Raw genomic sequence first — 13,305 nt, forward strand, 5'->3', positions numbered from 1 at the left:
GTGAACTCCTTGTCGTCATGAAGCGGATTGGTGCTCGAAAGCGTCTCAGCGCGCAGTCAGCACGCCGAGCAGAAAGCCGACGCCCGCGGCAATCCCGATCGAGCGCCACGGGTTGTGCCGCACGTAGCGTTCGGTATTGACGGTGGCCGCGCGGTAACGCCGCTGCGCGTTCTGCTGCGCATCGCCGAGTGCCGATTGCAGGGTTTCGACATGTGTGCCGAGTTTGTCGCGCAGTGCGCCGACGCCCTCTCCCGGCACGTTGGCGGCGAGCCGCAGCATTTCTTCCGAGTCCTTCAGCAGCACTCGCAGATCCTCGACAATCTTCTGGCCGCCGAGTGCAATCTGTTGCGTGGTGTAAGTCATCATTCACTCCTGGTCTGAGTTCGGCGTTCGCGTGTGCGTTCCGGCGAGTGCGCATATCGCTGCAAATTGGCGAATGGCGATCGCCACCGTCGCGCAACATGCCGATATGCAAGGCCGTCGCGCCAAAAAAGCACACGCGTGTCGGGTGGAAGTCGCAAACGCCGTGCCCGGTAAGTTTGCCCCGCGCGGGCCAAGCAAACACCAAGCCAGGCAGTTTCGACCGGCCGTGCATAAATGTATTTTTTAGGCCCTCACATCGTTTGCCGAAAACGGTGTCAAAGTGGTTAAATCAATCTTTGAGAGATAGCGGCATCGCTGGTTTATCTCATTCCCAGGCCTGCGCGCCGTAACAACGAACTCATTTGCACAGGACCCCCGCTTATGGCGTCAATCGACCTGGCCTCGCCCACCGTCTCCGCTGGCGGCAATGCTTCGGCACTGGCGAAGCAGCGCGTCGCGGACGGCATCGTGGGACTGAAATCGTACGGGTTGCTGTATGGCTCGTCGCCCGTGATGCTGGATCTGTACCAGCAGATCGAACGCGTCGCTGGCACCGACGCGACCGCGCTGATCATCGGCGAATCCGGCACCGGCAAGGAACTGATTGCCCGCACGATTCACGATCAAAGCAGCCGCAAGGACGCACCGTTCGTCGCCGTGAATTGCGGCGCGATTCCCGACGAGCTCATCGAAGCCGAACTGTTCGGCCATGAGAAGGGCAGTTTCACCGGCGCGGTCCAGGGCCGCATCGGCTACTTCGAACATGCGAACGGCGGCACCCTGTTCCTCGACGAAATCACCGAAATGGCGCCGGTACGCCAGGTGAAGCTACTGCGCGCGCTGGAAACCGGCACCTTCTACCGGGTCGGCGGCAATGACCTGATCAGCGGCAACGTGCGCGTGATCGCCGCGACCAATCGCGACCCCGCCATCGCAGTCAAGGAAAACGGACTGCGTGAAGATCTCATGTACCGGCTCGCGGTTTTCCCGCTGCGCGCGCCGCCGCTGCGCGAGCGCGAGAGCGATCGCGAACTGCTTGCGCAGCACTTCCTCGCGCTGCTGAATCAGCAGGAAGGGACGGGCAAAAGCTTCAGCAAACGCTCGATCGAAACGCTGCGCACCTGGTCGTGGCCAGGCAACGTGCGCGAGTTGAAGAACGCGGTGTATCGCGCGTTCATTCTCGCGGAGAAGATCGTGGAGTTGCCGCATCCGCATCTCGCGTCGCGCGTGAAAAAACCCATGACGCAGGGCGACGCGATGAGCGTATGGATCGGCACGCCGCTCGCCGACGCGCAAAAGCAGATCATTCTCGGCACGCTCAAATATTGCGGCGGCGACAAACGACGCGCGGCCAAAGCTCTCGGCGTGAGTCTCAAGACCTTGTACAACCGCTTGAGCGCATACGGCGACGAAGGGGCGGAAGACGAGCCCGAGCAATAACGTCACGACGCGGCACTCAGGTGGCGACGCCGCGTGAGTGCTTGCGACGGCGCCTGAATGTCCGGGCACATGCGTGCTTCGGCGCCTGACCACCAGTTGCAAAAGGCCTGTGCTGCGCGACTTGAACGACAAACCAAATCCCTTCGCACCACCAATCAAAAAGCGTCCACTGCCCAACAGAAACCGATTTGTCTCGCACCATCTTTTGCAATTGCTTGCATTTTCCCTCTGCCAATTACAAATAGCATCCTGCAAAATGCGGCACACGCATTGCTAGGTGGGGAACGCGTGTTACTCGTTCGCACAGTTGATATCGAGCGCGAACGAAAGGCACTTGCAGGAGCAGAGACAGGGAAATGCAAAAAAGTATGGTGTGGGCTGAATGGGCAAAACAAACAGCCGGGCGTGGACGTCCCAATGCGACGGCGCTCGTTGCTCTCGCTGTGGCGATCTCATCGGCGTTGAGCGGCTGTAGCTCGCTCTATTCGGAAGGCGCCACTGCCGGCGCCGGTATCGCAGGCGCCGCGCTCGCGGCGAAGGTCACCAACAACGCGGCTGTCGCGACCGGTATCGGTCTCGGCGCGGTGGCCGCGGCGCGTGCCGGGGTGCAGTACTCGGAGCGCGTGGTCCACAAGAATACGCAGGACGGCATCGCGAAAATTGCCGGTCCGCTGGACGTCGGCGCAATCGCGCCGTGGAGCGTGACCCATTCGATGCCGATCGAAGACGACGAGCACGGCCGCGTCACCGTCAGCCGCACGATCAGCGCGGGCGCGCTCGACTGCAAGGAAATCGTCTTCTCCGTCGATCAGACGGCGACCAAGAACGTGCCGGCGAGCAGCGCGTTTTACGTGGCGTCGATCTGCCGTGACGGCGACAACTGGAAGTGGGCGTCGGCCGAACCCGCCACCGAACGTTGGGGCGCGTTGCAATGACGGCGCGTTCGTATACGGCTGGCCTCACGGTGCGCCGGCCTCGCCTCGCTGCCTGGTCCGGCAACCGGTTGCGGCTCGTGCTGGCCGGCGCGCTTTGCGTCGGCGCAAGTGTGCTGACAAGCGGCTGCTCGTCGGTGGGCGCGGCGAGCGGCGCGGCGGCGGGCGTCGCGTCCGGGCTGGTCACGTCCAATCCGGCAGTCGGCATCGGCATCGGCATTGCGGTGCAGGCGGCCACCGACGAAGCCGTCGGCCGCTACATGCGCACCATGCACACGGATCAGCAGAACATGATCGCCGCGTTGGCGGGCGCCATGCCGGTCGGCGAGACTCGCCCCTGGTCGGTCAAGCACACGCTGCCGATCGAGAACGGCCACGGCCAGGTGCGCGTGACGCGCGCGTTCGGTTCGGCCCTCGCGCTCTGCAAGGAATTCGTGTTCTCGGTGCAGGACGGCGACGGCCCGAACGCGCATGAGGACTGGTACACGGCGAGTGCGTGTCAGCAGGACAAAGGCTGGAAGTGGGCGTCCGCGGAACCGGCCGTCGCACGCTGGGGCAGTCTGCAATAAATGCGCGGAAATGAAAAAACGGCAGGGTCTCCCCTGCCGTTTTTGCTTTGAGCCGGCTTCGCGCGTCTTAATCGACTCAAACGCGCAACTCGAAGGCGCTTAAGACTCCACGTCTTCCAAACTGAAGATTTCGGTCTGGTCGTTGTACGAGAAGATCTCGCCATAACGGCCCCAGTTGATGACCGCGTCGAGCGTTTCTTCCGCGGCGCTGTCCGACAGAAAATCCTCCAGCTCCTGCTCGAAGCGCACGCGCGGCGCGCGATGCCCCGGCCGTTCGTTGAGCACTTTCTTGATTCGCGCGGCGAGCGGCACGTGCCGCAACAGATGCTCGGCGAACATCATCTTGCGTTCCTGGGTGCCGAACTCGGAGAACACGCGCGCCGGCGGCGTCAGGAAAATGTCGCCTTCGCGTATGTCGGCGAAACCGAGGTGCTGCAGCACTTCGGCGACCGGGAACAGATCGTCCACCTCCAGATGCAGCGAACGGGCGATTTCCGGCATGTCGGCGCGGCCGTGGTACGGCGCCGCGGCCAGCGTTTCGATCAGACCGGCCATCAGGTTGGTCGACACGTGCGGCAGCCAGCTATGCAGCTCGAGACCCTTCCTGGTCTTTTCGTCGGTCTGACGCGCGGTCATCTTCGCGTAGATATCGTCCACCAGCCGGCGGAAAGCCGGGTCCAGACGATTACGCGGATGCTTGAACGGCACCTTGATTTCGGCGATCACACGGCCCGGATTCGACGACAACACCAGAATGCGGTCGCACATGAACACCGCTTCCTCGATGTTGTGCGTGACGATCAGCACGGCCTTGATCGGCATGCGGCCTTGCGTCCACAGATCGAGCAGATCGGTACGCAGCGTTTCGGCGGTCAGCACGTCGAGCGCGGAGAACGGCTCGTCCATGAGCAGCAGCGTGGGATCGACCACCAGCGCGCGCGCAAAGCCGACGCGCTGGCGCATGCCGCCCGACAACTCGCGCGGATAGGCGTTTTCGAAACCGTCCAGACCGATCAGGTCGATCGCCGCCAGCGCGCGCGTGCGCCGCTCGCTCGCGCCGACGCCTTGCGCTTCGAGACCCGCTTCCACGTTTTGCAGCACGGTCAGCCACGGAAACAGCGCGAAGGTCTGGAACACCATCGCGACGCCCTTGGCGGGACCGTCGAGCGGCTTGCCCATGTAGGTGACTTCACCGTCGGTCGGCTCGATCAGACCGGCGATGATGCGCAACAGCGTCGACTTGCCCGAGCCCGAACGTCCAAGCAGTCCGACGATCTCACCTTCGCGAAGCGACAGATTCGCGTCGTCGAGGACGAGCAGTTCGCCCTGCGACTTGTTGAACCCGCGGCACACGTCCTTGACGAGCAGGATCTCTTCGCCGAGGCGCGGCGGCTTCGGCGGGGTCTGGATCGGCGCGGCGGTCATAGCAGCTTTAGGATTTTGCATCGCGTTTTGCCTTTATTACTCAATCGAGCCGGAGCTTGGCTTCGGCGTAGGCGTACATCGGACGCCACAGCAGGCGGTTGAACAGCGTCACGAACAGGGACATCACGGCAATGCCCACGATGATCTTCGGATAGTCGCCCGCGGCGGTGGACTGCGCAATGTAAGCGCCCAAACCGTGCGCGGCCACTTTGGTGTCGCCCCACTGCACGAATTCCGCGACGATGCTCGCATTCCACGCGCCGCCCGACGCGGTGATCGCGCCCGTGACGTAGTACGGGAAAATGCCCGGCAGAATCGCCTGACGCCACCATTGCCAGCCGCGGATGTGGAAGTTCTTGGCCGCCTCGCGATAGTCGTTCGGATACGACGTCGCGCCGGCGATCACGTTGAACAGGATATACCACTGGGTGCCGAGCACGATCAGCGGCGACAGCCAGATGTCCGGGTTCAGATGGAAGCGCACGATCGCGATCACGAACACCGGGAACAGCAGATTGGCCGGGAACGCGGCGAGAAACTGCGCGAGCGGCTGGATCTTTTCGGCGAGCGCCGGGCGCAAGCCGATCAGCACACCCACCGGCACCCAGATCACCGAGGCGATCGCGATCAGCACCACCACCCGCAGCAGCGTGATCAGCCCGAGCACGAACACGTGCCAGACTTCATCCAGCGACACACCGGTGCGCACATAGATCACGACGCGATACACCACATAGACGGTCGTCAGCAGCACCAGCGTCGCCCACACGATATCGCCGACGCGCGAACTCTTCTGCATCTGCGGAATCTGGAAGCGCGGCCCCTGGAACGCCGGCAGCCGCAACGGCACGCGCGCGGCCTTGGCGAACATCCAGCCGAGCGGCACCAGCAGCCGGTGGATCAGGCGGGTGCGGCGGATCAGATCGAGCAGCCACGATTCCGGCGCGTCGCCCGAACTGGTGGTTTCCATGCGGAACTTGTCGGCCCACGCGACAAGCGGACGGAACAGGAACTGGTCGTAGGCGAGAATCACGACCGTCATCGCGAGGATCACCCAGCCGATCGCGTGCAGGTTCTTGTCCGAGATCGCCTGCGCGAGATAGGCGCCGATCCCCGGCAGCGTGATCGTTCTGTTGCCGACCGTGATCGCCTCGGAGGCGACCACGAAGAACCAGCCACCCGACATCGACATCATCATGTTCCAGATGAGGCCCGGCATCGAGAACGGCACTTCCAGCTTCCAGAAGCGCTGCCATGAAGTCAGGTGAAAACCGCGCGAGACTTCGTCCAGATCGCGCGGCACGGTTCGCAGCGACTGATAGAAGCTGAACGTCATGTTCCACGCCTGGCTCGTGAAGATCGCGAAGATCGCCGCGAGCTCGGCACCGAGTACGCGCCCCGGGAACAGTGCTAAAAAGAAGGTGACCGTAAACGAAATGTAGCCCAGCACCGGCACCGACTGCAGGATGTCGAGAATCGGCACCAGCACTAGCCCGGCGCGGCGGCTCTTGGCCGCCAGCGTGCCGTACACGAGTGTGAAGGTCAGCGAGGCGACCATGGCCGCGAGCATGCGCAGCGTGGTGCGCATTGCATATTCAGGCAGGTTCGCCGGGTCGAGCGAGATGACTTGAGTCTTGAGCGTCGACATGGGCGCCAAGGTCTCGTGAAAGCCGATCGCCGCCATGGCGATCACACAGATGATCAGCGGGAAGGCGACGAAGTCCCAGCGGTTGGGCAGCACCCGCCATGCCGAAGCATTGGCGGTGCGCTTCAGGTTGAAGCTGAAGTCCATCAGATGCCCTCCCCGTCGAACCATGCGCTCAAGAACAGCAAGGAGGCCGCGGCTTCGGCGCGGCGGTCTGAAGATCGGTCCGGAAAGCGGAAATCAGGCATGGCAAAACGCGTGTGCGCGGTAAATCGTTAGCGTTGGAGACACGTGAACCGGTGACGAATGTGTCCGTGGACGAACCCGCCCAGGACCGCAACCGTCAAGCCAGACTCCTGTCGCCGCAGGCGCCGCCCGTAAGGGCTGGCGAGCTTTCCTTGTTTTGGACGGCACGACACTACACCATCCTATGTTTCAGGCACAACCTTTCGCGGCAAATAGCAATAAATAGCGGAAAACCTCAGATTGCCGCCCTCGCGCCAGCGAGCACTGTTCGCGACTCAGACTATTTACGTGGCGCGCCGACCACATCTTCGACCCTCGCGGCGGCTGCCGCGATAGCTCAGAAGCCCACCCGAAAAATCCGAACGACCATCAAGAATCCGGCCGGGCTGCCGTTAATAACCTGATGGACGCGGCAGTCGCACTTCGCATTCCCGCAATAACGGTGGCGTCTGGCCCCATGACGGTTAAAATCAGGAGACGACGCCTGTTATCGGTTCATCCCGGGCCACAGCGACGGCGTATTGCCGACCGCTTCCACAGGGGCGAAACAGCGCAAGCGCGCTGCCACGAAAGAGCCAGTTGCATGTCACAGCCAGACGGATCAGAGAGTCGATGAACAGGACAACCTTGCGCCAGGCAACCGGGCCGGTCAGCTTCATGCTGATCGTCCTGGTTTGCTGGTTCGTGGCCGGCATGGTTGCGGACCGGATGGTACAGCAAGAGCTGGACGCAGCCCTGCGTGCGCAGCGGCAAATGTCCGCGTCGATCGTGGACAACATGGCGGAGGTGATCGCCAGCGACCTTGCGATGTCTCGCGCCATCCCCGCAACCATGGCCGAGATGGACGTGGTCCAGCGCGCTCTGGTGCAATCCCAGAATTATGCCGTGAACGGCGAAGCGACGGAACCCGTCCTGCGCGCCGCGTTGCTGAAAGACAAGCAGATGAGCGCCGTGAGCAACTTCCTGCACGACGCGCAAGGCTTCTCCGGGCTCGACCAGATCTGGCTTGTCAACGCCAACGGCGTCTGCGTCGCCTCGAGCAACTCCATCAACAATCCGCTCGCGGCCGAGCGCTCCTTCGTCGGCACCGACATGCGCGTGCGCGGCTACCTGACGAACGCGCTGCTCGGCGCGTTCTCCGAAGCCTATGGCGTCGGCCGCGCGAGCGGCGAGCCCGGCATCTTCATCGCCGCGCCGGCATACGCGGACGGTCTGCTGGTCGGCGTGGTCGTCGCCAAGGTCGGGATCGCCCGGCTGCGCCACTGGGTCGCGCACGCCGGGACCTTCGTCGCCGACGACAACGGCGTCATCATCATGGCGCACAGCAGCGAGCTCGAAGGCCGAGCGCTGCCGAACTCACGCGTCACGCAAATGACGCCCGCCGAGCGCAAGGTCATCTACCTGCGCGACGCGATTCCCGACATCCATATCAGCGTGGATTCGCAAGTGCGCGAACAGGCGCCGTGGGTGCCGTCAGCCGTGGCCGGGCAACTGTTCGGCATGTCCGACCGGCCTATGCCGTCGCTCTATCAGACGCGCGGCGGCCTGAACTCGGGGCTGTCGGCGCATCTGGTCGATCCGCTCGTGGCCTGGCCGGAACTGCTGCGCAATCACAAGCGCGATCATTTGCTGGTGTTTCTGACGCTGGCCGGTACAGTCGCGCTGGCGTGGGTGATCACGGTGTCGTATGTGCGCGAGCGGCGCCACCATCGCGCCACGCGCGATCTCGCTGAACAACTGCAATCCGCCAACACGCTGCTGTCGGCCGAGGCGCGCCACGACGCGCTGACCGGCGCGCTGTCGCGGCGCTACTTTCTCGACCTGCTGCGCCATGAGATCGAACGCGCGCATGCCGGCCACGAACCGCTGTGCATGGCGATCGCCGACCTCGACCACTTCAAGCAGATCAACGACCGCTTCGGCCACGCCGCAGGCGATCGTGCGCTCGAACATTTCGTCGACACCTGCCGCGCCGAGCTGCGCGGCGCCGACGCGATCGGCCGGCTCGGCGGCGAAGAGTTCGGCCTGCTGCTGCCGGCCACGGATCTGGCCGGCGGCCACGAAGTCGTCGAACGCTTGCGGCTGCGTCTGAAAGCGGTCCCTTCGCCGAAGCTGCCCGCTTCGGTGGGCTTGAGCGTGAGCATCGGCATCACCGAACTCTCGCCCGACGATCTGCCCGAGCGAATCATGAGCCGCGCCGACATGGCGCTCTACGCGGCGAAATCGGGCGGCCGCGACCGCACCGAAGCCTTGCCGCCCGACGACACCGCACCGCCCACCCGCACGGTGGCCAACGTGTGGTGATGCGCTCGGCAGACGCGAAACACCGGCGTCTCAATCAACACGCAAGCTGATGCAAGGCAAGACCCGCCCTCCGGCATCCCCTAACGAAGCAGGTATGATCGACCCTGATATCGAGGTTGCCGCTACCGCTTTAACGGGAGATTCGCATGAAGGGAAATTTGGTGATCGTGTGTCGCGATCAGGATGCTGACGCGTTCGACCATCTGCTAGCTGAATACGGCGCGTTCCAGACGCGCCTGTCGTCCACCGCGTGGTATCTGAAACTGGAGGTGGCGCCGGAACTGATTCAGGAAGAGATCCTGGCGCGTCTCGGCAAATACACCACGCACTATATTTTCGAAGCCGAAACGGTGACGTGGAACACGGTGGATAGCGACGCGGCGAATGCGCTGAATACGTTGTTCTCGGACTAGCGCGCCGGTTTCCGGCCGCACCTCTGAACCTTGCGTTCGGATCCCGAGGGCACGGCGCGGGCCGGGAGGCCGACACCGCGCACTGCACGACTTACCAGGCGCTTTCCGACGCTGCCGCGACCCGCGGCAACACTTCAAACGGAAAGCTCATCAGGACTCGCAAACCACGGCCACCGTGGTTGCCGATCTCCCACTCCCCGCCCGCACGCCTTACCAGCCGCTCGACAATGGCGAGCCCGAGACCGCTATGGCCGTTGCCGCCGCGCGCCGGATCGAGCCGCACGAAAGGCCGGCTGGCGTTGATCAGGTCTTGGGCCGCGATACCGCTGCCGCTGTCGCTCACCGACAAGGTGAAGCCCTGCGAGCTACGCGCCGTGGCGACGACGATCGGCGGCGCACCGTAGGCATGCGCGTTGTCGAGCAGGTTCGACAGAATCCGGTCGAGCGTGGCGGCGGGCAACAGGAACGCCGGCCCCGCATTGAGTTCCGTCTGCACCGTGGCCACACCGGAGGCTACCGCGCGATAGCTGCGCACCACCCGCTCGCACTGCGCGTCCACTTCCACCGTTTCGCTGCGATCGGCGCCGTCGTGCGCGAACACCAGAAATTGTTCGACGATATGCGTCATGGAATCGACGTCGCGCACCACGCCGTCGCGCATCTTCACTTCGTCCATCATTTCGGCGCGCAGCCGCAAACGCGCGAGCGGCGTTTTCAGATCGTGCGCGACGCCCGCCAGCATCACGGCGCGGTCGTTTTCCGTGCGCGCCACTTCCTGGACCATCTGATTAAAGCCGTGCGTGAGTTGACGCAATTCGCGCGGCCCGCGCTCCGGCACCGGCGGCACCGGCAAGCCGCGGCCGAAGCGCGCCACAGCCTGGGCGAGCGAGCGCAACGGCTGCTGCAGCGCCCACGCGGCGAACAGCGCCGCCATCACTGCGAACGAGAAAATGATGGCAAGCCACAGCACCGTGCGGTCGAGCGAGCGCGGCGTGCGCAACGGCTGCACCGGTACGACGATCCAGCTTCGGTCGGAGGTGGCGCGCACCCATAGCGTGGGCGGACGACCCGGCAGGCCGACGCGCACCTGCGTGCCGGACGGCATGCGGTCGCGCACGTCTTCGACGAAGCGTTCGAGCGGCGGCGGCATGTCCACGGCCTCCGGCGGCACTTCAGGGCTCGCCGGGTCGACCAGTTTGACGCGCGACGGCAATGGCTGATCCGGCGTTCGGGGCGACGTGTTGACGCACCGCGTCGACGAGGAAGGTCGCTTCCTCGACCGCGTAGCGCGTTTGCAGTTGACTGCGCTCTAGGCGCATGAGCGCGTACCACGCGAAATGCGACAGCAGCAGCACCGCGACGACTAGCAGCGCTAGCCGCCCGAACAGCGAATCAATGGGCCGGCGCATGCTGTTCGCCGTCGGGCACGAACACGTAGCCGCGGCCGCGCACAGTCTGAATGAAGCGCGGTGTGGACGGATCGGTTTCGAGAATGCGGCGCAGACGCCAGACCTGCACGTCGATGCCGCGGTCGGTGCCGTCGTATTCCGGACCGTGCAGCAGTTCGAGCAAGCGCTCGCGCGTAAGCGTGCGCATGGGGTGATTGACGAAAATCTTCAGCAACGCGAATTCGCTGCCCGACAACGTGAGCGGCTTGTCTTCCAGATGCAGCGTGCGCGACTGGAAGTCCAGCGTGAAGCGGCCGAAATTGAACGGCTCGCGCTGCTCCGGCGCCGCCGCCGACGGCAGCGTGCGGCGGCGGCGCAGCACCGCCTGTACGCGCGCGAGCAACTCGCGCGGATTGAACGGCTTGCCGAGGTAGTCGTCCGCGCCGAGTTCCAGCCCGACGATGCGGTCGACGTCGTCCGCCCGCGCCGTGAGCATGATCACGGGGATGTCGTCGCCCGACGCGCGCAGCTTGCGCAGCGCCGTGAGCCCGTCGACCCCCGGCATCATCAGGTCGAGCACGATCAGATCCGGGCGCTCGCGTTCGAGCCTACGCTCGAGCGAGCCCGCGTCGTGCAGCACCGAAACCTCGATGCCCTGGCGGGCCAGATAGTCGCGGAGCAGATCGCGCAATTCGACGTCGTCGTCGACAACAAGTATTTGAGTAGCCATGGGATGAAGTTTAACGCGCAGCAGGATGGGTTTTCGATTTCAAACCGGCCCCAAGGGTTACCGGGTGTTACGGTGAAAGGTGTGCGTAATCCCCCGTAACAGCCGCATCCTGCCACGTAACACAGCGAACTGCGCAGTTCTCTACGCTGTGTCTTACCGAATGCAGGCCGTCCACTTTAACCGGTTGCATCGTCGGCTATTCCATTACAGGGAGTCTCACATGTCTACCAAAAAGATGTCGCGCGTTCTCGCCGTTGCCGCCACTGCTCTCGCCATCGGCGCGGGCGCCGCCTATGCCGCACAACCCGCCGAACACGGCGGCCCCGGCGGCTGGCACGGCCACTTCATGAAGCAATTGACCCAGCTCCACGATCAGTTGAAGCTGAACGCGGATCAGGAAAAGCAGTGGCAAGCCGCGCTCGACACCATGAAGCAGAACCACGAGGCGATGCGCGCCAATCATGAACAGATCAAGAACCAGTTCAAGGCTGCGCAGCAACAGCCGATCCTGGATCTGAACGCCATGGCGGCCGCGCACCAGCAAGTCGAGCAGAAAGACGCGCAACTGCGTCAGCAAACCTCGGATGCCTGGCTCAAGTTCTACAACGGCCTGAACGACCAGCAGAAGACCACCGTCAGCACGGCGCTCAAGCAGCGCTTTGCGAAGATGGAGTCGCGTCATGAAAAGATGCACGAGCGCTGGGAGCATCGCAAGGGCGCGGCATCGGCGCCGGCGGCCAATCAGTAAGCGGCCCGGTATCGATGCACAGGCGGCCCGCGTGGCCGTCTGCGTTGCTGGATGCAAAAACGCCACGGCGGTCGGCCTTCCGTGGCGTTTTTTTTTGACTACGTGAAGCGGCGCGGTGTGTGCGCGCGGACAGCCGCGATGCGTGCGTGAGGCTTGCTCGTTGCGCCTTCAACTATTCCTTCAGTGAAAACGCAACCGAACGAGCACGGCTTAGCCGTTGAGCTGCCCCAGATCGAACAGCAGCACTTCAGCGTTCTCGCCCTTCTCCAGCGTCACCGTATCCGTGTCGCTGAGCTTGGCGGCGTCGCCCGCATGGAGCGTCTCGCCGTTCACCGTCAGCGCGCCGCGCGCCACGTGCACATAGGCGAGCCGTCCTTTGGGCAGCGCGAACGTGGCCGATTCCGCGCCGTCGATCAACGCCGCGTAAATCGACGCATCCGCATGGATCGTCACCGAACCGTCGCGGCCGTCGGGCGACGCGACCACGCGCAGGCGGCCGCGCTTGTCGGCGGCGTCGAAGCGCTTTTCCTCGTAGCTGGGCTGATTGCCCGCGCGCTGCGGAATTACCCAGATCTGCAGCAGATGCGCAGATTCGTCCTGCGACGCGTTGAACTCGCTGTGCTGCACGCCCGTGCCGGCGCTCATGCGCTGCACGTCGCCGGGACGGATCGTCGAGCCATTGCCCATGCTGTCGCGGTGCGCCAACGCGCCTTCGAGCACATACGTGACGATTTCCATGTCGCGATGGCCGTGCGTGCCGAAGCCCTCGCCGCCGGCGATACGGTCTTCGTTGATGACCCGCAGCGGGCCGAAATGCACGTGCTGGGGATCGCGATAGTCGGCAAACGAGAAGCTGTGATACGAGTCGAGCCAGCCGTGGTTGGCGTGACCGCGTTCTTCGGAGCGGCGAATCTCGAACATGGAAGTACTCCTGGTGAGTAAATAGCGATGCCGAGAATGTATGGGCATGGCCTGCACTAAACAATCGGCGCGGGTGCACCGGATCGTTCCATAAATCGGTGCAATCGCGCGTCGGCGCGGTCCGGGCGCGCGTGCAAGACCGCGGCTGCGATTCCGGCCCCGGCATAGGTACGACAAACGC

The 13,305-nt window shown here is 64.0% G+C and carries 11 protein-coding genes and 1 pseudogene; 6 read left to right on the top strand and 6 right to left on the bottom strand.

The annotated features are described in order from the left end of the window. Nucleotides 1-45: 45 nt before the first annotated feature. On the bottom strand, nucleotides 46-363 hold the full coding sequence (locus B0G74_RS14690; protein ID WP_132375522.1) for a DUF883 family protein: 318 nt from the start codon (nucleotides 361-363) through the stop codon (nucleotides 46-48). Nucleotides 364-744: 381 nt separating this feature from the next. On the opposite strand from B0G74_RS14690, the gene B0G74_RS14695 reads away from it, so the two are divergent. The 3 genes from B0G74_RS14695 to B0G74_RS14705 all read left to right on the top strand — a co-directional run bounded on the left by B0G74_RS14695 (nucleotide 745) and on the right by B0G74_RS14705 (nucleotide 3,304). After that, nucleotides 745-1,803: a sigma-54 dependent transcriptional regulator gene (locus B0G74_RS14695; RefSeq protein ID WP_132375524.1), complete on the top strand. Its 1,059-nt coding sequence runs from the start codon at nucleotides 745-747 to the stop codon at nucleotides 1,801-1,803. Nucleotides 1,804-2,159: 356 nt separating this feature from the next. Then, nucleotides 2,160-2,738 carry a hypothetical protein gene (locus B0G74_RS14700; RefSeq protein ID WP_132375526.1) on the top strand — a complete coding sequence of 193 codons (579 nt, stop codon included), beginning with the start codon at nucleotides 2,160-2,162 and terminating at the stop codon, nucleotides 2,736-2,738. Beyond that, on the top strand, nucleotides 2,735-3,304 hold the full coding sequence (locus tag B0G74_RS14705) for a hypothetical protein (RefSeq protein ID WP_243658186.1): 570 nt from the start codon (nucleotides 2,735-2,737) through the stop codon (nucleotides 3,302-3,304). The genes B0G74_RS14700 and B0G74_RS14705 overlap by 4 nt, the downstream gene beginning before the upstream one ends. Nucleotides 3,305-3,403: 99 nt before the next feature. Here the strand turns inward: B0G74_RS14705 and B0G74_RS14710 are convergent, their stop codons facing one another. Continuing rightward, complete coding sequence (locus B0G74_RS14710; protein WP_132375528.1) at nucleotides 3,404-4,750, bottom strand: nitrate/sulfonate/bicarbonate ABC transporter ATP-binding protein; 1,347 nt, start codon at nucleotides 4,748-4,750, stop codon at nucleotides 3,404-3,406. 19 nt (nucleotides 4,751-4,769) lie between these two features. After that, nucleotides 4,770-6,521: an ABC transporter permease subunit gene (locus B0G74_RS14715; protein WP_132375530.1), complete on the bottom strand. Its 1,752-nt coding sequence runs from the start codon at nucleotides 6,519-6,521 to the stop codon at nucleotides 4,770-4,772. A 711-nt stretch (nucleotides 6,522-7,232) separates the two neighbouring features. Between B0G74_RS14715 and B0G74_RS14720 the strand changes: the two genes are divergently transcribed. Beyond that, complete coding sequence (locus B0G74_RS14720; RefSeq protein ID WP_132375531.1) at nucleotides 7,233-8,924, top strand: sensor domain-containing diguanylate cyclase; 1,692 nt, start codon at nucleotides 7,233-7,235, stop codon at nucleotides 8,922-8,924. A gap of 146 nt (nucleotides 8,925-9,070) precedes the next feature. Further along, nucleotides 9,071-9,337 carry a hypothetical protein gene (locus B0G74_RS14725; RefSeq protein ID WP_038458190.1) on the top strand — a complete coding sequence of 89 codons (267 nt, stop codon included), beginning with the start codon at nucleotides 9,071-9,073 and terminating at the stop codon, nucleotides 9,335-9,337. 91 nt (nucleotides 9,338-9,428) lie between these two features. Here B0G74_RS14725 and B0G74_RS14730 read toward each other — a convergent pair. Both B0G74_RS14730 and B0G74_RS14735 read right to left on the bottom strand, forming a co-directional pair. Continuing rightward, nucleotides 9,429-10,746 (bottom strand): annotated as a pseudogene (locus tag B0G74_RS14730) (ATP-binding protein). Beyond that, a complete protein-coding gene (locus B0G74_RS14735; RefSeq protein WP_012432166.1) occupies nucleotides 10,730-11,455 on the bottom strand; it encodes a response regulator in 726 nt (241 codons plus the stop codon). The pseudogene B0G74_RS14730 and the gene B0G74_RS14735 overlap by 17 nt, the downstream one beginning before the upstream one ends. Nucleotides 11,456-11,675: 220 nt before the next feature. Here B0G74_RS14735 and B0G74_RS14740 point away from each other — a divergent pair, with 220 nt between their 5' ends. Next, the gene (locus B0G74_RS14740; protein WP_007175816.1) at nucleotides 11,676-12,203 is read left to right on the top strand and encodes a periplasmic heavy metal sensor; all 528 of its coding nucleotides are present in this window, start codon (nucleotides 11,676-11,678) and stop codon (nucleotides 12,201-12,203) included. Nucleotides 12,204-12,413: 210 nt separating this feature from the next. Here the strand turns inward: B0G74_RS14740 and B0G74_RS14745 are convergent, their stop codons facing one another. Beyond that, the gene (locus B0G74_RS14745) at nucleotides 12,414-13,124 is read right to left on the bottom strand and encodes a pirin family protein (RefSeq protein ID WP_132375532.1); all 711 of its coding nucleotides are present in this window, start codon (nucleotides 13,122-13,124) and stop codon (nucleotides 12,414-12,416) included. Between the last annotated feature and the right edge of the window lie 181 nt (nucleotides 13,125-13,305).

The sequence above is a fragment of the Paraburkholderia sp. BL9I2N2 genome (assembly GCF_004339745.1).
Taxonomy (GTDB): Bacteria; Pseudomonadota; Gammaproteobacteria; order Burkholderiales; family Burkholderiaceae; genus Paraburkholderia.